Origin of the sequence: Nonomuraea sp. NPDC048882 (assembly GCF_040649755.1) — a bacterium.
Classification (GTDB): domain Bacteria; phylum Actinomycetota; class Actinomycetes; order Streptosporangiales; family Streptosporangiaceae; genus Nonomuraea; species Nonomuraea maheshkhaliensis.
In genome coordinates, this window is record NZ_JBEZGB010000023.1 from 112869 (window position 1) to 138317 (window position 25449).

Genomic DNA, 25449 nt, shown 5'->3' on the forward strand with positions numbered 1-25449 from the left:
CTGAACGCTCAGAAGACCTCGATGCGGTCCATGCTGATCACCGTGCTGCCCGAGGCGGGGTTGCGCTCGCCGGTCACCCGCACCCGCAGCGTGTGCGCGCCGGGCGCCAGCACCGGGCTCAGGTAGTTGAGCTGCTCGCCCACCCGGATGCCGCTGTAGTAGTCGACGCGCTGCTCAGGGCCGCCGTCGATGGAGATGGCCGCGATGCCGTTGCCCCGGTCGCGCACGCTCAGCAGCGCCACGCGGGTGCCGGTGAAACTGACCGTCGCGGTCGCGCCGGCCTGGCCGCTCCAGTGGTCGTTGCTCCAGAAGCACTGGTTGCCGCAGCCCGACCCGGACTGCCACGAGCCGGCGTAGACGACCTGCGGATCGAAGTCGTTGATCACCGACGTGGCCGCGCCGGGATCGCCGGACGGCAGTTGCTGCGTGGCGCCCGCGGCGAGCGGCCGGCCGAAGTTCGGGGTGCCGTCGGCGTTCCAGCCGAACCGCTGCACCCGGGTGGTGCGGAAGTCGTAGGTGTACGTGCTCGTGTTCTTGCCGTGGTAGGCGATCCAGTCCTCGGTGCCGTCGGGCGAGCGGAAGAACGAGTGGTGGCCAGGCCCCCACACGCCCGTCGCGTCGTTCCGTGAGAACACCGGCCCGGCGTGCTGCCGCCAGTTCGCCGCCACCATCGGGTCGGCGCCGTCGGCGATGCTCTTCATCCAGAGCTGGTAGTCGGGCTTGCCGGTGTCGCAGGTGGAGTAGGTGAGGAACGTCCTGCCGTTGCGGTAGAGCGGCGTCGGCCCCTCGCGCACCTCCGCGCAGCCGCCGTCGGCCGGGATCGCGACCCGGCCGCCGGTGACCGTCCATGGGTTGCTCATCCTGGCGATGTAGAGCTGCGCGGGCCCGCCCATGCCGCGTCCCGGCCCCGTCCAGACGAAGTAGGACTGGCCGTTGTGGGTGATGGGCTCGCCGTCGATGGCGTACTCGCCGAAGTCGGCGATCTTGGCCTTGAACGCGTACGGGCCCATGGGGTCGTCGCCGGCCGATTCCAGCACGTACATGCGGTGGTTGGCGTCCACGCCGTCGGAGGCGGTGTAGTAGATGTACCAGCGCGATCCGACGTGACGGAAGGCCGGGGCCCACATCTGGGTGTTGCGGCTGCCGTCACTGTCGCGCCAGACGACCTGCTCGGGGGCGGCCAGCAGCGTGGCCAGGCTGGGCGAGCGCCAGACGCCGATGCGGTCGCCGCGCGTGGTGGCCACGTAGTAGTTGCCCGCGTGGTACATCAGGCTCGGGTCCGCCGACGGGTTGACCGGGTTCCGGAACGACTGCGTCGCCGCGGTGGCCGGAAGCCCGGGGACGATCACGCTCAGGGTGAGGGTCAAGGCGAGTAAGGCGGCACGCCAGGGCGTTGGGCGCGGCATCGGCGGGTCCTTCCACGAACCTTGTCGGACGATCTTTCCGATGGTCATGGAAGAAAGTCATCCCGTCAACCGGCGGACGGCACGGCCAGACTCGCTCCGGCGCAGGCGGCCCGGTGCAGCGAACCCGGCCCAGATCCGGTCAACCGCGGGCGGCTCGACGTACCAGCTCGGCCCAGACGTCCTCGACCCGATCGTCCAGCTCCTCCAGCGGGCCGTCGTTCGGGATCACGATGTCGGCTGCGGCCAGCCGGTCCTCCCGGCTCGCCTGGGCGGCGATGCGGGCCTTGGCGTCGGCCTCCGGCATGCCGCGATACTCGGCCAGCCGCCTGATACGCAGCTCGTCCGGCGCGTCGACGACGATGATCACGTCGTACATCGGCGCCAGGTTGTTCTCCACCAGGAGCGGCACGTCGTACACCATGATCGTGTCGTTGTCGGCCTCCTGCTGCAACTGCGCCACCCGCTCCCCGACCAGCGGGTGGACGATCGCGTTGAGCGCCGCCAGCCGCTCGGAGTCGGCGAACACCACGGAGCCGAGCCGTTCCCGGTCGAGCGAGCCGTCCGGTCGGAGCACCTCCTCACCGAACGTGGCCACCACCCGGGCCAGGCCCGGCGTACCGGGCTCGACCACCTCACGCGCGATCTTGTCGGCGTCGATCACCATCGCGCCCTTGGCCGACAGCCGCTTGGACACCTCGCTCTTGCCGGAGCCGATGCCGCCGGTAAGCCCGATTTTCAGCACTGTTGCAGCCTATCCACCCTCGGGGCACACGGGTCCATCACGAAGGGTCGATCACGGACGACGTAGGCCGTGATCGCTGCGACGACGGAAGGGCTCGCTCACGGACGGCGTGGAGCCCGTGGTCGGTGCGGCGAAAGGGCCCGCTCACAGACGGCTTAGGCCGCCGCAGCGTAGGGCTTGATCAAGGGCGCGACTTGGGTCGACGTCACCGCGATGGAAGGGCTCCATCCGGCGTCCGGCGCAGGTAGACCATCGTCAGGTGGTCGTCCATCCGCTCGCGGCTCGTCTCCCGATAGCCCAGACGGCGGTAGAGCCGCAGGTTTCCCTCCGACAGGTGACCGGTGAACAGGTCGAACGCCGTCGCCTCCGGCACCTGCTCATGCAACGCGTGCAGCAGCGCCGTGCCCACCCCCTGACCTTGCCGGTCGGGAGCGACGACGAGGCGGCCGGCCAGGCAGGTCGCGCCGGACAACTGCCCGCGTACCGCGCCGACGATCCGGGTTCCGTCGAGCGCCTTGAGCACGACCGCGCTCTCGATGACCTTGCGCACCTGCTCCAGCGACTCGACCAGCGGCGGGATGTAGGGGTCGCCGTAGAGCTGCGCCTCGCTGACGTACGCCGCCCGCTGCAGGGTGAGGATCTCGCCCGCGTCCGCCGCCACCGCCCGTTCGATCACCACGTCCAGCACCCTATCCCAGGGGGATGCGCCCAGCCGCGAGCTCACCTCAGTGGAAGCGCCCGGCCGTGAGCTCTCCGGGGCACAGGGTGCGCGGCCTGGGCAGCACGCCGTTGACGAGGTAGTCGTGGACGCGGGCACGCAGGCAGGCGGCACGCAGCTTGCCGGCCCCCTGCAGCAGGTACGCGTCCTGACCGTCGCCGTGCCACAACACCCTCGCCCCGGGGATCCGCCTGGCGGCCCTGGCAGCGGCGGCAGGCGGGTTGCCCGCATCCAGCCTGCCGATCCCGACCAGCACCGACGACCTCCCCAGAGCCACCACCGGCACCACGAATCTCTCACCCTCAGCCGCCGCACCCGGCGACGCAGGCCCCTCGCCGCCAGACGTCACCGGCATCACGGAGACCTCGTCTCCAGGCGTCACCCGCCGCACCGCAGAGCCGTCGCCTCCGGCCGGCACCCGCACCGTAGGGCGCTCGATTTCGGGTGCCGTCACCCGCGCTGTGGAGTCCTCGCGCCCGGTGGCACTCCCCTGACCGTCGTCCATCGCTGTGGCCGGTGTCGCGGGGCGGGGTGGGAGGGGTCACAGGCCCAGGCAGCGGGCGAGCTCGTGGCGGCCGGTCAGCCAGCCGACGCGCGGAGCCACGGCGCGCAGGCGTGACTCCATCGCCAGGAAGCGCCGGTAGCCGGGCACGACCGGCATGAAGTCGTGACACCACGTCGAGCGGGCCACCGTCCCTGATTCCGCCGGGCGTGACACGGACGCCATCGCGGCCAGCGCGCGCAGGTCACCCGCTTCGGCCGCCGCCAGCACCCGGGCCAGTTCCGGCCAGCGCTGCGGGGTGAGCCCGGCGAGCACGGCGGCCACCACCTGGTAGCCGCTCACCACACCCACCCCGTGCCCCGGACCCGCCTGGCCCAGCCGGCCGGACGGGTTCGCGGCCGACGGTGCTCGTTCGAGGAGGTCGTCGAGCACCGCCACGGCGTCGTCGTCCGCGAGGGGGCAGCCCGGCTGGTTGGCGCACCAGTCGCCGAAGGCCGACAGCCGGCGTTCGGCCGCGCGGGCGTGGGCGATCAGCCGCCGTCCCAGGCCGGTCCCGGGGTGGTCGGGCAGCCCCTCCAGGTACATCCGCCCGACCCGGCGCGGGAACAACTCCGCGTACGCCCGCCCGTACACCGCCCCGTACGCGCTGCCGAAGTACCGCAGCCGGTCCTGACCGAGCGCGGCGCGCAGGGCGTCGAGGTCGTGCGCCACCTGCCAGGAGGTGAAGCCGGCGTACGCGGGACCGGCGGCGACCCGGCAACTGCGGTCGTAGGCGGCGTTGTCGCGGGCGTAGGCGCGCCAGGCGGCCGGGCCGGAAACGAGCTGGATCCGGCGCGGATCGGGCGGCGGCACGGAGCACCGCACCATGGCGGCGCTCCCCCGGTCACCGAACCCGCGCCCCTCGACGAACACGACATCGAACCACCGCGCCAGCTCGCTGACGGTGTCGGGCCTGGCACGCACACCCTGGACGGTGGAGTCCTCACCGATGTTCACGACCAGCGGGCCCAGGCTGCGGGCGGGGTCACGCGCGGACATCCTGGCCACATCGACCTCGGTACGGGGACCGCGTGGGACGGCCCAGTCGACAGGCACGGACAGCTTCGCGCACTGCAACCCGTCACCACAGTCCCGCCACACCACCCCGCTCCCGTCGCCCACGAAACGACCCGAAGGCGGCGGCGAAGGAGAAACCCACGGCCGCGCTCCCCCAGGCCCGGCCACCACGGGCACACCAACGAGCCCAGCCACCACGGGCATGCCGGCAAGCCCGGAGGCACGCACCTGCCGCCCGGAAAACCCCACGTCACGCACCTCCGCCCGGGAGAACTCGTGATCGCGAATCTCCGCGCGGGAGGTCCCGGAGTTCCGCACCCCACCGCTGGAGGACCCTCGATCGCGAACCTCCACGCCGGAGGTCCCGGAGTTCCGCACCTCACGGCTGGAGGACCCTCGATCGCGAACCCCCACGCCGGAGGATCCGTAGTCCCGGACCTCACCACTGGAGAGCCTCTGGTCGCGAACCCCCGTCCCGGAAGACCCGTGATTGCGGGTCACCGCACCGGAGGTCGGCGGCGGGGCCGTGGTGGCGGCGCTGGCCGTGCTGGCCGTGGAGACGGTGCCGGCCGTGGAGACGGTGCCGGCCGTGGAGACGGTGCCGGCCGTGGAGACGGTGCCGGCGGTGCCGGCGGCTGTGACGGTTCCAATCGCAGCCGTCGCAGTGCCGACCGCAGGAGCGGCGGCTACGACGGTGGCGGCCGGTACAGGCTGTTGCCCGACCTGTCGGGAATCCCCGTGACCGGTGCCAGTCCCGATCGGCATGAGCCGCTGCCCCACCTGCCGGGATTCCGCCCGATTGGCGGTAACTCCGACCGACATGAGCCACGGCCCGACCTGTCCGGAACGCTCCCGATCCGTGACAGTGCCGGGCGTAGCAGTGGTGGCCGTGGCGGTGCCGACCGTGACCTTGGTGGCTGGGGCCGTTGCCGGGGTCGTCGTCAGGGCCGTCGTCAGCGCCGCCAGAAGGAGTGGCCGGAGGGGTGTTGCCCGGAGAGATCGCTGAACCATACCCACCGCGTAGCCCCCGAGAAAGTCGTGACCAACAGCAGGACGACAGTCTCCCAGGAGACAACCTCGCAGGTCAGAGCCTTGCAAAGAGCGGTGGGTAAAATCTCGCCACCCCTCAGCGCACTATCCGGAAAAATGCGCGTATGCCGTCCACCAGCGGCCCGGGTGCCGCCATGGCCACCATGTGGCTGGGGCTCTGCGCCGTTCCCCAGTAGACGATGTCGTTCCCGCGCTCCGCGATCCGCCGCATCGCCGCGGGCCCTCCGTGTGTCACCCCGGTGGGCACGGCGCGCTGGTCGGCGGGCAGCCCGGCCGCCCCTTCGTAGTACGTCCACGACGAGGAGCCGCCGGTCTCCGTCAGCCAGTACAGGGCGGCGTTGGTCAGCACGAGGTCCCGGTCGATCGGCTCGGTCCCCGGCCCCCAGCCGTCGAACTCCTTGTACCTCTCCACCAGGTACGCCAGCTGCGTCACCGGCGAGTCGGCGAACCCGTACGCGAGCGTCTGCGGCCTGGCGGCCAGGTACGGCCCGTACCCGCTGCCCTGCCCCATCCACGCGGTCAGCTCCTTCAGCTCGGCGAGCTCCTCGTCGGAGAGCCCCTCCAGCTGCGCCGGGTCGCCGGTGGGGATGCCGAGCCCGGCCGTGATGAGCGAGCCGGCCACGCGCTCGGGGGCCAGGGCGGCCAGCCGCGGGGTGACCAGCGCGCCCGCGTCGTTGCCGTGCGCGCCGTAGCGCTCGTACCCGAGCCGGCGCATCAGCTCCGCCCAGGTGCGGGCCACGCGGTCAATGCTCCACGGCCGTTCGTCGGCGGGTTCTGGGAACGGCGAGAAGCCGAAGCCGGGCAGCGACGGGGCCACGACGTGGAAGGCGATGCCGGGGTCGAGCCCGTGCCGGCGCGGGTCGGTGAGCGGCCCGATGACGTCGAGGAACTCGGCGACGGAGTTCGGCCAGCTGTGCGTCATGATCAGCGGCAGCGCGTCCGGCTCAGGTGAGCGCACGTGCGCGAAGTGGATGGGCTGGCCGTCGATGGTGGTGGTGAACTGCGCGAACGCGTTCAGCCTGGTCTCCTGGGCGCGCCAGTCGAACCCGTCGGCCCAGTAGTCGGCCAGGTCCCGCAGGTACGCCACGGGCACGCCCCTGCTCCAGCCGCCCGGCAGTTGCGCCGCCCACCGGGTGCGCCGCAGCCGTTCGCGCAGGTCGTCGAGGTCGGCTTGCGGGATATCGATACGGAAGGGCTTGATCTCGTTCATGCCGGTGACGGTAGAAGACCTTGCGGAAAGCCTGCTTCCGCGTTACCCGTCTTCGCGCGGCGGATTTTCCCGTGCGGGCACCGCAACAGGCATGCGACAGGCACGCAAAGGCTCGGCACGTTCCCGTACGGGCACGCGAGAGAAGATCCGGCAGGAATACGCGAAAGGCCCCGCACGAATGCGGGGCCTTTCGTTTCTAGCGGTGCCTCAGGCGGCCGAGGTCAGGGACCTCAGCTCTGGCCGCCCGCGAGCTTCTCGCGCAGAGCCGCGAGCGCCTCGTCAGAGGCGAGCGCGCCGCTGGCCGGAGCCGACGAGGAGGAGCCGCCCTGCGGGGCCTGCGTCTCGCCGCTGTAGGACGAGGGAGCGGCCTCGCCGGCCTCCGCCTCGGCCTTGCGGGCCTCCTCGATCTGCTTCTTGTGGGCCTCGAAGCGGGTCTGGGCCTCGGCGTACTGCCGCTCCCACTCCTCGCGCTGCTTGTCGAAGCCCTCGAGCCACTCCCCGGTCTCCGGGTCGAAGCCCTCGGGGTAGATGTAGTTGCCCTGGTCGTCGTACGTGGCCGCCATGCCGTAGAGGGTCGGGTCGAACTCGACCTCGGTGCCGACGCCCTCGTTGGCCTGCTTCAGCGAGAGGCTGATGCGGCGACGGTCGAGGTCGATGTCGATGATCTTGACAAAGATCTCGTCGCCGACCTGGACGACCTGCTCCGGAATCTCCACGTGGCGCTCGGCCAGCTCGGAGATGTGGACCAGGCCCTCGATACCCTCCTCGACCCGGACGAACGCGCCGAACGGCACCAGCTTGGTGACGCGACCCGGCACGACCTGGCCGATCTGGTGGGTGCGGGCGAACTGCTGCCACGGGTCTTCCTGGGTGGCCTTGAGCGACAGGGAGACGCGCTCGCGCTCCATGTCGACGTCGAGGACCTCGACCGTGACCTCCTGGCCCACCTCGACCACCTCGGACGGGTGGTCGATGTGCTTCCAGGACAGCTCGGACACGTGGACCAGGCCGTCGACGCCGCCGAGGTCCACGAACGCACCGAAGTTGACGATCGAGGAGACGACGCCCTTGCGGACCTGCCCCTTCTGGAGGGTGTTGAGGAACGTCTGGCGGACCTCGGACTGCGTCTGCTCCAGCCAGGCGCGGCGCGACAGAACCACGTTGTTGCGGTTCTTGTCGAGCTCGATGATCTTGGCTTCGAGCTCGCGGCCGACGTACGGCTGCAGGTCGCGGACCCGGCGCATCTCGACGAGGGACGCGGGCAGGAAGCCCCGCAGGCCGATGTCGAGGATGAGGCCGCCCTTGACGACCTCGATGACGGTGCCGGTGACGATGCCGTCCTCGTCCTTGATCTTCTCGATCGTGCCCCAGGCCCGCTCGTACTGAGCGCGCTTCTTGGACAGGATCAGCCGGCCCTCCTTGTCCTCCTTCTGGAGGACGAGGGCTTCGACGTGCTCTCCGACTTCCACGACGTCAGCAGGATCGACATCGTGCTTGATCGAAAGCTCGCGCGAGGGAATGACTCCCTCGGTCTTGTAGCCGATATCGAGAAGAACCTCGTCTCGATCGACCTTGACGACGGTGCCCTCGACGATGTCGCCGTCGTTGAAATACTTGATGGTCTCGTCGATCGCCGCGAGGAAGGCTTCCTCGGACCCGATGTCGTTGACCGCTACCTGCGGGGTGCTCGAGGTGGCCTCAGTGCTGGACGTCATGTGTGGAATTGCTCCGAACGCGGACAGGATGTCGATGTGGCGGATGCGCGGCAGGCCCTCTTCCGCATCAAGCCGAGGAATTACGACATCGACGTGACCGAGCGCGAGCCCGCTCCGTCTGAGGCGCGCGCGAGCCCACAGCGCAGCGATCAGCATATGAGACCATCGCCACTGGGTCAATCCGGGGAGGACTCAGTAGGCGATGACCTGGAGCCCTCGCTTGGCGACGATATTACCGCGCCGTTTCTCCGGGATGGAGATCCGGTCCGGGTCGCCGTCGCTGACGTAGCGCTCACCAGGGTGCCTGTCCAGCCAGTCGAGCCAGTACTGCGAGCACCACTTGCGGCACTCGCCCTTCTTGCCGTTGCTCTGGATGCGCTGGATCGCACCACGGTCGAACTTTTTCGCGTAGGGCGAAAGTGACGGCTCGGCTCCCGCGAGGAACACGCCCGCGAAATCATACCTCGTACCGTCCCATGATCCGCTTCTGGCGGACTTCTTGCCTCGCGGCATGGATCCGTACGGCAGGGCCATGGTCTCCGAGGGCGGCGCGCCGAGCTTCTTCAGCAGCCGTTCGATCCTGACGATCTGCTCGCGGACCTTCTTGCGTTTGAGCATCCGCAGGTTGGGGTGGGTCCAGGTGTGGTTGGCCACCTCGTGGCCGTGCTCGGTCAGCCACCGTACGGCGGCCGCCTGGGAGTCGTGGTCACGCAGCCCGAACGGCTCCTTGTTGACCCAGAACGTGGCCACCGGCCGGAAGCCGGGATAACGCGAGGCGACGTCGTGGATGACGCCGACGGCCGTGTCGGGCCGGGGGTTGCCGTGGGCGTCCAGCCCGAAGTGGCTGGGATGTCCGTCGTCGAACGTCAGCACGACCGGGAACTTGCCCGCCGGCACGTAGATCTCGCCGCGGACGAACTCCCTGGCGGTGATCGGCACGTAGCCCCGCTTGGCCAGCTTCTCCAACTCCTTCCTGAGCTGGGCGGGCGTGCGGTCGAGCGAGGCGAGCCGCTTGGCCAGGATGCGGTGGTACATCAGCACCGGCACCAGCCCCGCCTCGTTGGCGTGCACCTGCCGGGCGAACTCCGGCGTGGAGACCACGCCGGGCGGCAGGCCGACGGGGGTGGGCGTGGCGGGCGGCCGGGCGCCGCCGTCGCCGCCCCCGACGGTGGCCGTCTCACGGGGCTCGGCGTGCGGCCGCGGCTCGCCGGGTAAGAGGCTCAGCCCGACGATGGCGACCGAGATCACCACCACGTTCGCCAGCCCGATGATGCGCATGAGGGAAGCTGGTAGCCGCACAGAACTCCCGGCCTATCGGTGAAATCCGCTCCAGACTAGTGCAGAGGCCGCACGCCCGGCCGTCCCGCCCCGAAGACCCGCCGCCGTGCCACCGCGGCCTCAGCACCCCGCCTACGCGCCGCAGTGGCTCAGCGGCCCGGGCTCAGTGGCCCGCGTCCTCCCACGTACGCCCGACGCCCACCGAGACCTCCAGCGGCACCCGCAGGGTGTAGGCGGCGTTCATCTGGTCGCGGACGAGCTGCTTGAGTGTCTCCAGCTCGCCCGGCGCCACCTCGAACACGAGCTCGTCGTGCACCTGCAGCAACATCCGGGAGGCCAGCCCCTCCTCGCGGATCGCCTGGTGCACGTGGAGCATGGCGACCTTGATGATGTCGGCGGCCGAGCCCTGGATCGGCGCGTTGAGCGCCATCCGCTCGGCCATCTCGCGCCGCTGGCGGTTGTCGCTGGTGAGGTCGGGCAGGTAGCGGCGGCGGCCCATGATCGTCTCGGTGTAGCCGTCGGTGCGCGCCTGGGAGACGATGGCGTGCAGGAAGTCGCGCACGCCGCCGAACTCCTGGAAGTATTCCTCCTTCAGCGCCCGCGCCTCGGCCACCGGGATGTTGAGCTGCCCGGACAGCCCGAAGTCGGACAGCCCGTAGGCCAGGCCGTAGTTCATCGCCTTGATGCGGGCCCGCAGCTCGCCGTCGATCTGCTCGGGCGGCAGGTCGAAGACGCGGGCGGCGGTGGCCTGGTGGAAGTCGTGGCCGGACTCGAACGCGGCGATCAGCGACTCGTCGCCGGACAGGTGAGCCATGATGCGCAGCTCGATCTGGCTGTAGTCGGCGGTCAGCAGCGTCTCGTAGCCCTCGCCGACCGTGAAGCCCTGCCGGATGCGGCGGCCCTCGGCGGTGCGGATCGGGATGTTCTGCAGGTTGGGCTTTTCTGACGACAGCCGGCCGGTGGCGGCGATGATCTGGTTGAACGTGGTGTGGATGCGCCCGTCGTCGGAGATCTCCTTGATCAGGCCCTCGACGGTGGTGCGCAGCTTCTGCTGGTCGCGATGGCGCAGCATGATCGTCGGCAGCTCGTGCTCGGTCTGGGTGGCGAGCCAGGCGAGCTGGTCGGCGTCGGTGCTGTAGCCGGTCTTGATCTTCTTGGTCTTGGGCAGATTGAGCCGGGTGAACAGGATCTCCTGCAGCTGCTTGGGCGAGCCCAGGTTGAACTGCTCGCCGACCGAGCGGTGGGCCTCCTCCACGGCGTGCTTGACCGCGGCGCCGAACTCGGCCTCAAGGCCGGTGAAGTAGGCGCTGTCGACGGCGATGCCCGCGCGCTCCATCTCGGCCAGCACCGACAGCAGCGGCAGCTCCACGTCGGCCAGCAGCTGGGTGCCGCCGCGCCCGGCCAGGAAGGTCTCCAGGCTCTCGGCCAGCTCCAGCACGGCGTGGGCGCGCAGCGCGAGGTCCTTGGCCGGGGCGTCCTCGTCGTCGCCGAACAGCGCGGCCTGCCCGCTCGGCTCCTCCTCGGCCCGCAGGTCGCGGTGGAGGTAGCGGCGGGCGAGGTCTTCGAGGGCGAACGTGCGCTGCCCCGGCATGGCGAGGTAGGCGGCCAGCGCGGTGTCGCAGCTCAGCCCGCGCAGCTCCATGCCCTGTGCCCACAGGGCCAGGATGGGGCCCTTGGCGTCGTGGACGGCCTTGGGCCTGATCTCGTCGCCCAGCCAGGCGCTCAGGGCCGCCTCGTCGGCCTCGGTGAGCTTGACGGGGTCGATGTAGGCGGCGGTGCCGTCGGGCGAGGCGATGGCGATGCCGTCGATGCGGCCGGTGCCGCTGCCGTAGACGCCCTTGAAGGCGAGCCCGGCGCGGCCCTCGGGCAGGGCGGCCAGCCAGCCCTGGACCCGGTCGGGGCCGAGCAGCACGGTCTCGACCTCGAAGCCCTGCTCGGGCTCCTGCTCGCCGGTGCCGAGCACCTTGAAGACCCGCTCGCGCAGCTCGCCGCGGATCTGCAGGGTGTCGAACAGCTTGTTGATCTCCTCGCGATCCCAGGTGCCCTGGACGAGGTCGCCCAGCTCCACCTCCAGCGGGACGTCGCGCAGCAGCTCGGTCAGCCGCCGGTTCATCAGCACCTGGGCGACGTGCTCGCGCAGCTTGTCGCCGACCTTGCCCTTGACCTCGTCGACCCGGTCGACGAGCGCGGTCAGCGAGCCGAACTCGCGCACCCACTTGGCCGCGGTCTTCTCCCCCACGCTGGGGATGCTCAGCAGGTTGTCGCTGGGGTCGCCGCGCAGGGCGGCGAAGTCGGGGTATTGCGTGGGGGTCAGGCCGTATTTCTCCTCGACCGCCTCGGGCGTGAAGCGGGTCATGTCGCTGATGCCGCGCCGGGTCATCAGCACGGTGACGTGCTCGTCGACCAGCTGCAGCGCGTCGCGGTCGCCGGTGACGATGAGGACGTCCATGCCCTCGGCGGCGGCGCGGGCGGCCAGCGTGGCGATGAGGTCGTCGGCCTCGAAGCCGGCCTTGGACAGGTGCGGCACGCGCAGCGTGTCGAGCAGCTCGTAGATGAGCTGCATCTGACCGCGGAAGTCCTCGGGCGTCTCGCTCCTGTTTGCCTTGTAGTCGGCGTATTCCTCGTGCCGGAACGTCGGCTCCGACCGGTCGAAGGCCACCGCGACGTGTGTGGGCCGCTCGTCGCGCAGGATGTTGGTCAGCATCGAGGTGAACCCGTAGACCGCCTCGGTGTGCTGACCGTCGGTGGTCATCAGGTTGGCGTCCTTGAGCGCGTAGAACGCGCGATAAGCCAGGGAATGCCCGTCAAGCAGCAGCAGGCACGGGCGGCTGGGGGTCACTTCACTCTTCGGCACGTACGCAGCCTAGTCTGCGTCTGCGACAGAAAACCTGAGCTCGAAAGAGTGGAGGCGTCCCCTTGACGCAGACCGACCCCCTGGACCATCCGCTCGACGCCTCCCTGTTCAACGACCTGCACGAGGGCACGCTGGCCGACCGGATGGGCATCGAGTTCCTCGAGGCCGGCCCCGAGCGGGTCGTGGGCCGGATGCCGGTCGAGGGCAACACCCAGCCGTACGGGCTGCTGCACGGCGGGGCCTCGGCGGTGCTGGCCGAGACGCTGGGCTCGGTGGGCGCGGCCGTGCACGCCGGTCCCGACCGCATCGCCGTAGGCATCGAGCTGAACGCCACCCATCACCGCTCGGCGACCTCGGGCCACGTCACGGGGATCGCGACCAGGCTGCACGGAGGCCGTACTTTGGCGACGTACGACATCGAGATCTCCGACGATCAGGGGCGGCGGGTCTGCACGGCGCGGCTCACGTGCATGTTGCGTGACCGCTGACCCTTACGTCACTTTCACCGACCCTTTGCGCATGCCCCCCGCGGGTCGCTACGGTTGTTTCACCAGAGCCCGCGGGGAGGCTTAGTAGAAAACGTGTCCGGCCCCGCGTACGCGGAGGTCTTCCGCGCACGTAGAGGGATGAGACCGGACACGGCCCCAAAGGCCACCCCGCGGGCTCGTCGCGTTCCCCCGCGATCGTTACCGATTCGTTCCGTCGAAGCGCCAGGCGTCAAGCTCGATTTAGCCCCTGACCTGGCTCGACGTTTGCTCACATCAGTGACACACACATGTCTCTAATTGGTGACGAACGATACTGAAACGGGCGGCACCAGAATAGGCTCCCGCCATTGCATCCCAGTTGTGCCTGCGATGCGCGTGTCGAGATGGAGGGGTACAACCCCGCCTTGACTTACTTTCGAGGGAGCACCATTGCGCAGAGCCGTGATCGCGTTCACGGCCTTCCTGGGTGGACTCATCTTCCTGCTGGCCGTGCCCGCCCATGCGGATCCGGCCGACTGTCAGGGACTGAGGGGAACACTCAAACTCCAAGGCCAGCCAGTGAACGGCGCCAAGATCTCTGTCACCACCGAAGGCGGACAACCCGTCGAGGAGGTAACGAGTAACGCACAAGGCACGTGGGACGTTCAGGTCGACGAACCGGGGAAGTACAAGGTCACCCTGGACCCCAGCAGCCTGCCGGCGAACTCGGAGGTCCGCGGCGGCAGCAACGTCCGCACGCCGACCGTCTACGAGAACAACTGCTCCACCGTGCTCTTCGCGCTGCAGCCCAAGGCCGCTCCCGGGGCGGCCCCTGAGGACACCGGGCAGAGCACGTTCTGGGAGCAGGCGGCCCAGCTGACCTTCGAGGGCGTCAACCTCGGCCTGATCATCGCCCTCGGCGCGCTCGGCCTGTCGCTCATCTACGGCACCACCGGCCTGACCAACTTCGCCCACGGCGAGCTGATCACGCTCGGAGCCGTCATCGCCTACGCCTTCAACGTCGGATTCGGCCTCCAGCTCATCCCGGCCGCGATCATCGCGATCATCGTCTCGGGAGCCCTGGGCTACGGCCAGGACCGGTTGTTCTGGGGGCAGCTGCGCAAGCGCGGCACCGGGACCATCGCCATGATGATCATCTCGATCGGTATGGCGATCCTGCTGCGCAACCTCATCCAGTTCTTCTTCGGCGCGCAGACCGACAGCTACACCGACTACAACACCCAGGCCGGCATTGAGATCGGCCCGATCAGCGCCGCGCCCAAGAACCTCTGGGCCATCGGCATCGAGCTGGCGGTCCTGATCGTCGTGGGCATCGCCCTGATGAAGACCCGCACCGGCAAGGCGGCGCGCGCCGTGGCCGACAACCCGGCCCTGGCCGCCTCCTCCGGCATCAACGTCGACCGCATCATCCGCATCATCTGGGCCTCGGGCTCCGCCATCGCCGCGCTGGCCGGCATCATGCTCGGCCTGTCGCAGTCGCTGAAGTTCACCATGGGCCAGGACATCCTGCTGCTCATCTTTGCGGGCGTCACGCTCGGCGGGCTCGGCACGGCCTTCGGCGCCCTGGTCGGCTCGCTCGTGGTCGGCATCTTCATCCAGGTGTCCACCCTGTGGGTGCCGCCGGAGCTGAAGTCCGTCGGCGCGCTGGCCGTACTGATCATCGTGCTTCTCTTCAGGCCGCAGGGCATCCTGGGCCGCCGCGAGCGGATCGGGTGACGGGGGTAACCATGGACTGGCTCACGATCATCACCACCACCGTTCACGCCGCCATCGGCTGGGAGTCCGTCGTCTACGGCCTTGCCGCGATCGGCGTCAACATCCACTTCGGCTACACCGGCCTGCTCAACTTCGGCCAGGCCGCGTTCATGGCCGTGGCCGGCTACGGCCTGGCCGTCGCCGTCACCGTCATGAACCTGCCGTTCTGGATGGGCATCGTGATCGGCCTGGCGGCAGCGGCGATCCTGGCGCTCCTGCTGGGCATCCCGACGCTGCAGCTGCGCGCCGACTATCTGGCGATCGTCACCATCGCGGCCGCGGAGATCGTCCGGCTCGTGTTCCGCTCGGTGTACTTCAAGGACATCTTCGGCGGTTCCGACGGCCGGCGCGGCTTCACCGGCGACTTCTACGCGATGAACCCGTTCCCGCCCGGCCACTACGGCGTCGGCCCGTTCGGCTTCGACGAGCGCGTCATCTGGTTCCTCACCGTCGGCTGGACCGTGGTGCTGCTCAGCTGCCTCGTCGTCTACCTGCTGATGAAGAGCCCGTGGGGCCGCGTGCTCAAGGCCATCCGCGAGGACGAGGACGCTGTACGCGCCCTGGGCAAGAACGTGTTCTCGTACAAGATGCAGTCGCTTATGCTGGGCGGCATCATCGGCTGCCTGGCCGGCTTCTTCTACGGCCTCTACAACGGCGCCGTGCAGCCCGACATCTTCGGCACCGAGATGACCTTCTTCGCCTACACCATCGTCATCCTCGGCGGCGCGGCCCGCGTCTTCGGGCCCGTCGTCGGTGCGATGGTCTTCTGGGTGCTGTTCGTCTTCGTCGGCAACACCCTCGCGGAGCTGGTCCGCAACGGGCTCATCCCGTTCATGACCACCACCCAGGTAGGCCCCATCCGGTACGCCCTGGTCGGTCTCGGATTCATCCTGTTGCTGGTCATCCGGCCACAGGGCATCTTCGGGGACAAGAGGGAGATCGCCATCAATGCCCGATGACACGATGACCGCCAGCAAGAAGGCGTCCGCGCTGGCCGCGTTCAAGGACATGCCGCGCGAGCCGGGCGTGCCCAAGCCCGACCCCATCCTCGTGGTCGACAAGGTCGTGCGCCGCTTCGGCGGCCTGACCGCCGTCGACGTGGAGCACGTCGAGATCCAGCGGGGCTCCATCACCGCGCTGATCGGCCCCAACGGGGCGGGCAAGACCACCTTCTTCAACCAGCTCACCGGCTTCGACACGGCCGACTCCGGCGCGTGGACGTTCAACGGCCGGTCCATGAACGGCGTCCCCGCGCACAAGGTCGCCAGGAACGGCATGGTGCGCACGTTCCAGCTCACCAAGGCGCTGTCGCGCCTGACGGTGCTGGAGAACATGCGCCTGGGCGCCCAGAAGCAGAAGGGCGAGAGCTTCTGGCGGGCCATGATCCCCAGCTTCTGGCGCGGCCAGGAGGACGAGATCACCCAGCGCGCCGAGGAGCTGCTCGTCCGCTTCAAGCTGGACGCCAAGAGCGAGGACTTCGCCGGATCGCTCTCCGGCGGCCAGCGCAAGCTGCTGGAGATGGCCCGCGCGCTCATGGTCGAGCCCGAGCTGGTCATGCTCGACGAGCCCATGGCGGGCGTCAACCCGGCCCTGACGCAGTCGCTGCTCGGTCACGTCAAGGACCTGCGCGAGCAGGGCATGACGGTGCTGTTCGTCGAGCACGACATGGACATGGTCCGCGACATCAGCGACTGGGTGATCGTCATGGCCCAGGGCGCCGTCATCGCCGAGGGCCCGCCCTCGACGATCATGTCGGACGAGCGCGTGATCGACGCCTACCTGGGCGCCCACCACGACGCTCCGCTCTCGGACACCGAGCTGGAGTCTCAGCTGCAGGAGGCTGAGGCCGCTCTGGAGGCCGAAATCGAGGAGGAGACGCAGAAGTGAACGCCGAAGAGCCGGCCGAGTCGAAGGCGGCCGTCACCGACCGCTCCGCCCACCTGGCCGGGGCCGAGGACGCGGTACTGCGCTGCGACGAGCTGATCGCCGGTTACCTGCCGGGCGTCAACATCCTCAACGGCTCCGACCTGTACGTGAAGCAGGCCGAGCTGATCGGCATCATCGGCCCCAACGGCGCCGGGAAGTCGACCCTGCTCAAGGCCATGTTCGGCCTGGTCAACATCCGCAGCGGCAAGGTCCTGCTCAAGGGCGAGGACATCACGAACATGAAGGCGCACTCGCTGGTCTCCCGCGGCGTCGGCTACGTGCCGCAGACCAACAACGTCTTCCCCAGCCTCACCATCGAGGAGAACCTCGAGATGGGCGCCTACCAGGTGCCGGGGAAGTTCAAGGAGCGCTTCGAGTTCGTGGCCGAGCTGTTCCCCGCGCTCGCGGAGCGGCGCAAACAGCGCGCCGGCTCCCTGTCCGGCGGTGAGCGGCAGATGGTGGCCATGGCCAGGGCCCTGATGACCGAGCCTTCCGTGCTGCTGCTCGACGAGCCGTCGGCCGGTCTGTCGCCCAAGCTGCAGGACCTGGTGTTCATCCAGGCCCAGCAGATCAACAAGGCCGGCGTGACGGTGATCATGGTGGAGCAGAACGCGCGGCGCTGCCTGCAGATCTGCCACCGCGGCTACGTGCTCGACCAGGGCCGCAACGCCTACACCGGCACCGGCCAGCAGCTCGCCAACGACCCCAAGGTCATCGAGCTCTACCTCGGGACGCTGGCCAAGGCATGACGCAAGACCGCGTGCACCGGTAGTTCGCCGGTAGTTTCGCGGGTAGTTCGCGGGTAGTTCGCGGGTAACGAAACGGTCGAGAAGGCGAAGGGGCTCCTCCCGAGGGGCCCCTTCGCTGTTTTTAATACCCGATGTGAAACGTTTGGCGACAGTCGCGCTCATATTGCCCGTCCTGCTCGTCGGGTGCCAGGACGACGCCTCCTCGGCCGAGAAGTTCAGCACCGGCGGCGACCCCGCCGACAGCCCGTGCGCCCGCGTGGTCTCCTCCATCGGGTACGCGGGCCTCATGCTGGAGCCGGCCGGCCGGGAGGAGCGGCAGACGTTCGAGGACGCCCTGACGGGCCGCCTGGCGGAGGTGCACGGCACGACGCGGGAGTTCGGCCCCAGGCTGCCCGGCTCGCTCCAGGAGGCTGTGGAGACCGTCAGGACGACGACCGCGGGCCTGTCCAGGAACGACGTGCCCAGGGAGCGGCAGGTGGCGCTGCTGAAGCGCTACCGGCAGGCGGCCGACCGGATCGTGGCCGGCTGCCGCTGAGGCCCGCAGGAGCGCACGTGGGGCCGCGTGTGGGGCCGCGTGTGGGGCCGCGTGTGCGCTCGATGTGCGGCCGGGCCGTGCGTTGAGCGCACGCGAAAGGGCCCGGTCGCGGACGACCGGGCCCCTGGGGTGGTTCTGGTGACCGACTAGCCGGCGATGTTGCCGGTGCGGTACTCCAGCGCCTTGGTGGCGTACTTGTTGTCGTCGCCGTACTGGTAGATGCCGATGGTGGCGACGGCCGGGTCACCGGCCTCGTTGAACTCGACCGGGCCGCTGACGCCCTCGTAGTCGATGTCCTTGCCGGCCTTCAGCAGGTCGACGCAGGCCTTGAAGCTGGTGCACTTCTCGCCGCCCTTGCTGACCTCCATCAGCTTCGCCGCGATGTCGACACCCGCGTCGCTCTTGGCGGCCTCGGCGGCCAGCGCGATCAGGTTGGCCGCGTCGTAGGACTCGGGGGCGTAGCTGAAGTCCTCAAGGTCCTTGTTGACCGACAGCAGCTTCTTCTGGAACTCCTCCGGGGCCGCGGCGCCGGGGATGGTGCCCTTGACGCCGTCGAGCGTGCCCTTGGGCATCTTGATGTAGTTCGTGTTGGACGTGTTGCCGTCCACCATGTACCACTTGTGCTTGTCGGCGGGCAGGCCCTGCTTGACGAGCTCCTGGACGACCTTGGCCGTCTCCTCGAAGCCGATGAGCACGATGCCCTTCGGGTTCTTGGCCTTGAGCTTGGCGACGTCGGCCGAGAAGTCGGCCGCCTTCGGGTCGTAGTCGACGCGCTCGACCACTTCGGCGCCGCCGTCGGTGACGGTCTTCTGGACCTGGTCGGCCAGACCGGTGCCGTAGGAGTCCTGCATCGCCATGATGCCGACCGTGTCGTTGCCGTCGGCCACCACGAGGTCACCAAGCACACGCCCCTGCAGCTTGTCCGGCGGCGAGGTGCGGAAGTACAGGCCCTTGTCACTGATGGTGGTGAACTTGTCGGAGGTGTTGGCCGGCGAGAAGTGCACCACACCGGCGCCCGTGATCTTGTCGATCACCGACTCCGACACCGACGAGGAGGCGGCGCCGATGATGGCGTCGGCCTTCTGCGCCAGCAGCTTGTCCACCGACTGCGAGGCGATGTTGGTGGTCGTGTCGCCCGAGTCCGTGTCGTACTTGGTCACGGGCTTGCCGAGCACGCCGCCGGCCTCGTTGATCTCCTTGAGAGCCAGGTCGACACCCGCGAACTCGGGCGGGCCGAGGAATGCCAGCGAACCGGTCTGGGGCAGCAGCGTGCCGAGGGTGAGCGTGCCGTCGCCCTGCGCCGCGGGCGCGGACGAGGCCGGCGCAGCGCTCTGGGACGTTTGCGTGGCGGTGTCGCCGCCGCCACCGCCGCAGGCTGTCAGGGCCAGGCTCGTGGCGGCCACGACAGCCAGCGCCCGTCCCACGGGAGCAATGCGGATCATGAAGTGTCTCCTTCAATCCAGGCCGGGATCCGTCAGCACCGCCGAGCGTTCCCGATCGAATGACGGAAACGTACAAAATGGTGAAGGACTGTAACTAGGTCCCCGTGGGAACTGTCGGCACTTGGATGCGGAGTCGTAATCACTCCTCAACTTACGGACCTGCGTAAGGACGCCTAATGTGCGACGGGTGAAGCGCATTACACCCCTCCTGGCGCTGACCGTCCTCGCCGCGGGTTGCGGTTCGGCCCAGGGATCCTCTGCCCTGCCGTCGCCCGCGCAGGCCGGACCGCCTCCCGGCGTATCGGTCTCCTTGGCCCAATGGCGTTCCGACGAGCCGGTGCACGTGCTTCAAGTGGCTGTCCGAAATACGAGTGAAACACGTGTTTATTTCGCTGACGTCCAGCTCGTCACGGAGTCCTTCAAGACCCTCCCGCCGCGACGGGCCGACGCCGTCATCGGCAAGACCGAGCGCACGGACCTGCCCATCCCGTACGGCGCCGCCAACTGCTCCCCCGGCGACCTGCCCGAGCTCCGCCCCGCCACCGTCGTGGCCCACGTCGCCACCGGCTCGCAGCAGCCGCACAAGGTCGTCTTCGACGTGCCGCACCCCGACCCCCTGCTGGCCAGGCTGCTGCGCGACGAATGCTCCGAGTTCCTCATCAAGCAGGCGGTGAGCATCGAGTTCGGCCCGGACTGGAAGGAGTCGGGCAAGGTCATGCGCGGAAGCCTGGTGGTCACCAGGCGCGGGCCGGGCGAGGTCTCATTGAACGACATGGGCGGCACCACCCACTACATCGCCACCCCGCGAAACAGGCCGATGGGCGTGCTGAAAGCCGGCGCGCGACGGCTGGAGGCGCCGGTCGAGCTCACCCCCGGCCGGTGCGACCCGCACGCGTTCGCCGAGGCCAAGAAGGCCTTCCAGTTCCCGGTGCGGGCCGCCGTGGACGGCGGGCAGGAGCGCGTGGTCATCGTCACGCCGCCCAAGCCGCTGCAGGAGCGGCTCATCGCCTACGCGATGGCCGCCTGCGGGCTCGGCTCCTAGCCCTCGATGTTGCCGGTACGGTACTCCAGCGCCTTGCCGGGGTACTTGTTGTCGTCGCCGTACTCGTAGACGCCGATCGTGGCCACGGCCGGGTCACCGGCCTCGTTGAACTCGATCGGGCCGCTGACACCGTCGTAGTCGATGTCCTTGCCCGCCTTCAGCAGGTCGGCGCACTCCTTGAAGCTCTTGCACTTCTCGCCGCCCTTGCTCACCTCGGGCAGCTTGGCCGCGATCGACTTGCCGGTGTCGTCCTTGGCCGCCTCCGCGGCCAGCGCGATCAGGTTCGTCGCGTCGTACGACTCGGCCGCGTAGGTGAAGTCGTCGAGCTCGGGGTTGAGCTCCAGGAGCTTCTTCCTGAACGCGTCGGGGGCCTCGGCGCCGGGGATCGTGCCCTTGACGCCCTTGAGGGTGCCCTTGGGCATCTTCAGGTAGTTGGTGTTCGACATGTTGCCGTCCACCATGTACCACTTGTGCTTGTCCGCGGTCAGGCCCTGCTTGACCAGCTCCGCCACGACCTTGGCACCCTCCTCGAAACCGATCAGCACGATCGCCTTCGGGTTCTTGGCCTTGATCTTGGCGACATCGGCGGAGAACTCGGCCGCCTTCGGGTCGTAGTCCACCCGCTCCACGACGCTCGCCCCGGCCTCCTCGGCCGTCTTGGTGACCTGGTCGGCCAGCCCCGAGCCGTAGGAGTCCTGCATCGCCATGATGCCGATGGTGTCGTTGCCGTCGGCCGCGATCAGGTCGCCCAGCACCCGGCCCTGCAGCTTGTCCGGCGGCGCCGTACGGAAGTACAGGCCGTTGTCGCTGATCGTGCTGAACTTGTCGGAGGTGTTGGCCGGCGAGAACTGCACGACGCCCGCACCCGTGATCTTGTCGATGATCGACTCCGACACCGACGAGGAGGCGGCGCCGACGATGGCGTCGGCCTTCTGCGCCAGCAGCTTGTCCACCGACTGCGAGGCGATGTTCGTGGTCGTGTCGCCGGAGTCCGTGTGCTGCTTCTCGACCGGCTTGCCGAGCACGCCACCGGCCTCGTTGATCTCCTTGACCGCCTGGTCGACGCCCGCGAACTCGGGCGGGCCGAGGAAGGCCAGCGAACCCGTCTGGGGCAGCACCGTGCCGATGGTCAGCGTGCCGTCGCCCGCAGCCGCCGGCGCCGAGGAGGCCGCCGTGGACGGCGCGGCGGTGCCGGACTGCTCGGCGGCCGTGTCGCCGCCACCACCACAGGCCGTCAGGGCCAGGCTCGCCGCGGCCGCGACGGCCAGCAAGCGCCCCGCTGGAGCAATGCGCATCATGAAAGAGACTCCCCCTATCTCAGCGAAGTGACGATCACCTTCGCCAGTTTTCCGAGCTCAGCATGCCTCTTTTGGGCGGTTGTGGGGAGTTCTCCTGAGGCTTTTATGCCGATTCGTAATGTCCTAAACACCCATAGTAATGATATGTTTCATGAGAGTTACGGACACCCCCCGATATGGGATGACCTGATCCGATATTTCCGGATCTAGACAAAAATGCGAGCAGGCCCGGCCGCAACCCGCGGATGTCGCCTGAGGGCGCCGGCGCAAAAGGGTGAGGTCACGAGCCCCGAGCGACCCCCGAGCGACTCTGACCTCCTGCCGCGACCGGCCCGGCCTAGGCCGACCGGCGCCGCCGGCGCTGACCGGCCCGGTCAACTCCGGTCATGCTCGGACCGCTCCCGGGTTCCCGATCCGGCTCCCCGATCCGGCTCGACGGCGACGGCGGACGCCGACAGCAGCGTCGCACCGGCCAGCCCGCCCCACAGCACGGCAGGACCGTACGGCGCCAGAGCCGTGATGACCGCCGGGGAAACGGCGAGACCGAAGCCCGTCGAAAGCTGGAAACGGGCCAGCGCACGTCCCAGGACCCGCGCCGGGGCACGCGCGGTGACCAGCGCGGTGGCACTGCCGGCATAGACGATCTCGCCGAGAGTGCAGACCACCGACACCACGGCGACGGCCGGCGCGCCCCAGCCGTCCCCCAGCGACATGGCGGCGAGGAAGCCCAGGTAGGACGCGGCGAGCACCACACCGGCGAGAGCCAGCACGGTCCGCCGGCGGAAGCGGGACAGCAGCACCGTGACCGGAACCTGCAAGGTGATCACCAACACCGTGTTCGCCACGAAGACGGCCGCCGGCCAGACCGGCGAGGCGTGCAACTGCGTCACCAGGACCAGCGGCAGCGCGATCTCGGGCACGTTGAGACAGAAGACGTAGATCACGTTGGCGGCCAGCAGCACCCGCATCCCGGACGCTTCGTCGTCCCCCCCATCCGTGGTTGCGGCCGGACGAGCGCGTACACGCACCGACCACGCCAGAGCCGCCGCGGCGAGATAGGCGAGCCCGGTGCCGGCCGCCAGCACCCGCAGCCCGGTGGCGCCGCCCGCCAGGCACGCGGTGGCGAGCAACGCCCCCGCACCCAGCCCGGCGTTACGCAGCGCGCGGCCCGCCGCGAGGGCGGCGTCACGATCCCGCCCCCGGGCGACCGTGGCCACGAGCGCCGCATGGGCCGCCGGCCACACCTGGTTGCCGATGCCGAGGAACAACGCCGCCGCCGCGAACAACCCCACGTTCCCCACCGGGGTGGCCACCAGCAACGCCACACCCAGCACCCGTACCAACATCGACGCCGCCACGACCGCGCTGCGCGCACCCCGGTCCAGCCAGCGCCCGGCCGCCGGCACACACACCAGCCCCGTCACGACGCCGGCCGTCATCGCGACCCCGGCGGCCGGCGCGGACAGCCCCAGCACCGTCACCCCGTAGAGCAGCAGAAACGGCCGCAGCAGGCCCGTGCCGAGCGCGTCCACCCCGAGGGCGACGGCATAGCGGGGGCCTCCTGAGGCACGGACGAGGGCCCGCGTGGTGGTGGTAGCCATGGCGTCAACAGTGCGTCCGCCCGCCGGACCAGCCCCGACGATTGACGGAGACCGTCAACCGATGCCGCCACCGCACCTCCGACCAGCGATGATGGGAGGGTGACGCTGAGGATCGACATCAGCGGCCTGCCGCCGCGGCGCCTGCGGTTCGCCGCCTCCCCGCTGGCCGAGCTGACCGCGATGCTGCACGTCCTGGCCGAGCCCGGGCACCACCCGAAAGTGGCCGGCTGGGCCGGCGACGTCTGGGCCGGGCTGCGGCCCGAACTCGCCGAACGGCTGCGGGAGGCCGAGTTCCTCTGGCGTTCCTCACGAGCCGACTTCCTCGTCCCCGCCCACCCCCGGCCCACCCTCGCAGAAGAACTCGACGACGTGGACCGGATCGACGACGAAACCTACGTCACCGCCGCACTCGTCACCACCTGCGGCAGCAACCGGGTGCACTTCACCGCACCCTCACCCCTCACCGACGCCACCGCCCGCGAGCGAGCCCTGCACCTGGCCCAGGCCCGCGGCACCCTCCAAGAGACCTTCGCGGAACGCCTGCTCGCCGACCCCGCCGCCGTGCGGGCACGGGTGCGCCACACCCTCGAACAGTGCGCAGAAGCCTTCTTCGACGCCACCTGGGCACGCGTCGCCCCCCAGCTCACCACCGACGTGCGCGTCAAGAACGACCTGCTGCGGCACCAGGGCATCGCAGCCGCACTCACGTCGATCTCCGACGCCCTCACCCTGACACCCGACGGCCACCACATCGTCGTCGACAAACTCCAGGACAACGCCACCACCGCCCACGACACCGGGATCACCTTCCTGCCCAGCGTCTTCGGCCGCCCGCACCTGGTGGCCATCCACGCGCCCGGATGGCCGCCCGTGGTGCAGTATCCCGTCGCCGAGGCGAGCCCGCCGAAACCGGTCACGCTGGAAACCGTCACGCTGCGCCTGGAGGCACTCGCCCATCCCGTGCGGCTACGCCTGCTCCGCACCCTGGCCCGCGGCCCCCACACCACCGGCGAACTGGCCCACGCCTGGGAACTCACGCCCCCGGAGGTCTCCCGCCACCTCGCCGTCCTGCGCCGCGCGGGCCTGCTCACGACCCAGCGGCACGGCCGCTACGTCCGCTACAGCGTCAACCTCACCGACCTGACGGCACTGGGCGCCGACGTACTCACGGCCGTACTGCGCTGAGCCGTGCTGACGACGGCAGGTTCCCTCACGATCGCTCCGCCGCGTCGTCGATAACGATCTGAGCAACCTCACGCATGCTCAACCGCCGATCCATCGACGCCTTCTGAATCCACCGGAACGCCTGCGGCTCACTCCAGCCGTGCTGCGTCATCAACTGCCCCTTGGCCCGCTCGACCAGCTTCCTCGTCTCCAGCCGCTCCGACAGACTCGACACCTCGGCCGCCAGCGCGACCATCTCCTCGTGCCTGCTGACCGCCATCTCGATCGCCGGCACCAGATCCGCCTTCGTGAACGGCTTCACCAGATAGGCCATCGCCCCCGCGTCACGGGCCCGCTCCACCAGATCACGCTGGGAGAACGCGGTCAGGATCAGACAGGGAGCGATCCGGTCGGCCACGATCCGCTCGGCCGCCGAGATGCCGTCGAGCACCGGCATCTTCACGTCCAGAATCACGAGATCGGGTCTCAGATCGGCGGCCAGCCGGATCGCCTGCTCACCATCTCCGGCCTCGCCCACGACGACGTAGCCGTCCTCCTGGAGCATCTCCTTGAGGTCGAGGCGGATCAGCGCCTCGTCTTCCGCGATCACTACTCGCCGCTGCGTACTCACGAGCAGAAGAGTACAGACGTCCGGTAGATTAGATCCACGCCGGACCGATGTGGCCCCACGTTGGGCTAAGCTTCAGGTGCGTGCATCATGGGCAAATCCGGATTTTCCGGATCTAAGCCCCGGTATCCCAACTGGCAGCAGGAAACGGATTCAAAACCCGTACAGTGTGGGTTCGAATCCCACCCGGGGCACCATTGTGATGTCTCAGGACATCGGAAACCCTCGAACCTACGGGTTCGGGGGTTTCGTCTTGCTGGGGTTTGCCTGAGGTTGGTAATCGCGGCTGG

At 69.3% G+C, this 25449-nt stretch carries 21 protein-coding genes and 1 tRNA gene; 9 read left to right on the forward strand and 13 right to left on the reverse strand.

Annotated elements, in window-relative coordinates:
• Nucleotides 1-8 precede the first annotated feature (8 nt).
• The 9 genes from AB0C27_RS48920 to polA form a co-directional block, all read right to left on the reverse strand.
• Nucleotides 9-1406, reverse strand: coding sequence for a glycoside hydrolase family 43 protein (locus AB0C27_RS48920; protein WP_357860645.1), 1398 nt, complete (start codon nt 1404-1406; stop codon nt 9-11).
• A 139-nt stretch (nt 1407-1545) separates the two neighbouring features.
• Nucleotides 1546-2148 carry a dephospho-CoA kinase gene (gene coaE / locus AB0C27_RS48925; protein ID WP_357860648.1) on the reverse strand — a complete coding sequence of 201 codons (603 nt, stop codon included), beginning with the start codon at nt 2146-2148 and terminating at the stop codon, nt 1546-1548.
• 205 nt (nt 2149-2353) lie between these two features.
• The gene (locus tag AB0C27_RS48930; RefSeq protein ID WP_357860710.1) at nt 2354-2824 is read right to left on the reverse strand and encodes a GNAT family N-acetyltransferase; all 471 of its coding nucleotides are present in this window, start codon (nt 2822-2824) and stop codon (nt 2354-2356) included.
• 49 nt (nt 2825-2873) lie between these two features.
• A complete protein-coding gene (locus AB0C27_RS48935) occupies nt 2874-3320 on the reverse strand; it encodes an alpha/beta hydrolase (protein ID WP_357860650.1) in 447 nt (148 codons plus the stop codon).
• An 87-nt stretch (nt 3321-3407) separates the two neighbouring features.
• Nucleotides 3408-4529 (reverse strand): alpha/beta fold hydrolase, encoded by a 1122-nt coding sequence (locus AB0C27_RS48940; RefSeq protein WP_357860653.1) that lies wholly within the window; start codon nt 4527-4529, stop codon nt 3408-3410.
• Between the two features lie 1021 nt (nt 4530-5550).
• Complete coding sequence (locus AB0C27_RS48945) at nt 5551-6684, reverse strand: epoxide hydrolase family protein (protein WP_357860656.1); 1134 nt, start codon at nt 6682-6684, stop codon at nt 5551-5553.
• Nucleotides 6685-6914: 230 nt separating this feature from the next.
• A complete protein-coding gene (gene rpsA / locus AB0C27_RS48950) occupies nt 6915-8399 on the reverse strand; it encodes a 30S ribosomal protein S1 (protein ID WP_357860713.1) in 1485 nt (494 codons plus the stop codon).
• A gap of 192 nt (nt 8400-8591) precedes the next feature.
• A complete protein-coding gene (locus AB0C27_RS48955; protein ID WP_357860659.1) occupies nt 8592-9677 on the reverse strand; it encodes a polysaccharide deacetylase family protein in 1086 nt (361 codons plus the stop codon).
• Nucleotides 9678-9840: 163 nt separating this feature from the next.
• Nucleotides 9841-12531: a DNA polymerase I gene (polA, locus tag AB0C27_RS48960; RefSeq protein ID WP_357860662.1), complete on the reverse strand. Its 2691-nt coding sequence runs from the start codon at nt 12529-12531 to the stop codon at nt 9841-9843.
• A gap of 104 nt (nt 12532-12635) precedes the next feature.
• Here polA and AB0C27_RS48965 point away from each other — a divergent pair, with 104 nt between their 5' ends.
• From AB0C27_RS48965 to AB0C27_RS48990, 6 genes are all read left to right on the forward strand, one after another.
• Complete coding sequence (locus AB0C27_RS48965) at nt 12636-13019, forward strand: hotdog fold thioesterase (RefSeq protein WP_357860716.1); 384 nt, start codon at nt 12636-12638, stop codon at nt 13017-13019.
• Nucleotides 13020-13448: 429 nt separating this feature from the next.
• Complete coding sequence (locus AB0C27_RS48970) at nt 13449-14735, forward strand: branched-chain amino acid ABC transporter permease (RefSeq protein ID WP_357860665.1); 1287 nt, start codon at nt 13449-13451, stop codon at nt 14733-14735.
• A gap of 11 nt (nt 14736-14746) precedes the next feature.
• On the forward strand, nt 14747-15733 hold the full coding sequence (locus tag AB0C27_RS48975) for a branched-chain amino acid ABC transporter permease (protein ID WP_357860668.1): 987 nt from the start codon (nt 14747-14749) through the stop codon (nt 15731-15733).
• 4 nt (nt 15734-15737) lie between these two features.
• The gene (locus tag AB0C27_RS48980) at nt 15738-16661 is read left to right on the forward strand and encodes an ABC transporter ATP-binding protein (protein WP_357860719.1); all 924 of its coding nucleotides are present in this window, start codon (nt 15738-15740) and stop codon (nt 16659-16661) included.
• Nucleotides 16658-17449 (forward strand): ABC transporter ATP-binding protein, encoded by a 792-nt coding sequence (locus tag AB0C27_RS48985; protein ID WP_346109917.1) that lies wholly within the window; start codon nt 16658-16660, stop codon nt 17447-17449. Before AB0C27_RS48980 ends, AB0C27_RS48985 begins: the two co-directional genes overlap by 4 nt.
• Before the next feature lie 133 nt (nt 17450-17582).
• Nucleotides 17583-17984, forward strand: coding sequence for a hypothetical protein (locus AB0C27_RS48990; protein ID WP_357860672.1), 402 nt, complete (start codon nt 17583-17585; stop codon nt 17982-17984).
• 146 nt (nt 17985-18130) lie between these two features.
• Here AB0C27_RS48990 and AB0C27_RS48995 read toward each other — a convergent pair whose 3' ends face one another.
• The gene (locus AB0C27_RS48995) at nt 18131-19426 is read right to left on the reverse strand and encodes an ABC transporter substrate-binding protein (protein ID WP_357860676.1); all 1296 of its coding nucleotides are present in this window, start codon (nt 19424-19426) and stop codon (nt 18131-18133) included.
• Between the two features lie 352 nt (nt 19427-19778).
• On the opposite strand from AB0C27_RS48995, the gene AB0C27_RS49000 reads away from it, so the two are divergent.
• Complete coding sequence (locus tag AB0C27_RS49000; protein ID WP_357860679.1) at nt 19779-20468, forward strand: hypothetical protein; 690 nt, start codon at nt 19779-19781, stop codon at nt 20466-20468.
• On the opposite strand, the gene AB0C27_RS49005 is transcribed toward AB0C27_RS49000, so the two are convergent.
• Together AB0C27_RS49005 and AB0C27_RS49010 are read right to left on the reverse strand one after the other, a co-directional pair.
• Entirely contained in the window at nt 20465-21766 is a 1302-nt protein-coding gene (locus AB0C27_RS49005; RefSeq protein WP_357860682.1) for an ABC transporter substrate-binding protein, read from the reverse strand. The two genes, AB0C27_RS49000 and AB0C27_RS49005, sit on opposite strands and share 4 nt — an antisense overlap.
• Before the next feature lie 374 nt (nt 21767-22140).
• Nucleotides 22141-23367, reverse strand: a complete 1227-nt coding sequence (locus AB0C27_RS49010) for an MFS transporter (RefSeq protein WP_357860687.1) — start codon at nt 23365-23367, stop codon at nt 22141-22143.
• Nucleotides 23368-23466: 99 nt separating this feature from the next.
• Here AB0C27_RS49010 and AB0C27_RS49015 point away from each other — a divergent pair, with 99 nt between their 5' ends.
• On the forward strand, nt 23467-24552 hold the full coding sequence (locus AB0C27_RS49015) for a DUF5937 family protein (RefSeq protein ID WP_357860689.1): 1086 nt from the start codon (nt 23467-23469) through the stop codon (nt 24550-24552).
• 25 nt (nt 24553-24577) lie between these two features.
• Here AB0C27_RS49015 and AB0C27_RS49020 read toward each other — a convergent pair whose 3' ends face one another.
• A complete protein-coding gene (locus AB0C27_RS49020; protein WP_245956065.1) occupies nt 24578-25162 on the reverse strand; it encodes a response regulator in 585 nt (194 codons plus the stop codon).
• Between the two features lie 116 nt (nt 25163-25278).
• Between AB0C27_RS49020 and AB0C27_RS49025 the strand changes: the two genes are divergently transcribed.
• A tRNA-Leu gene (locus tag AB0C27_RS49025) sits at nt 25279-25356 on the forward strand.
• Nucleotides 25357-25449: the final 93 nt, after the last annotated feature.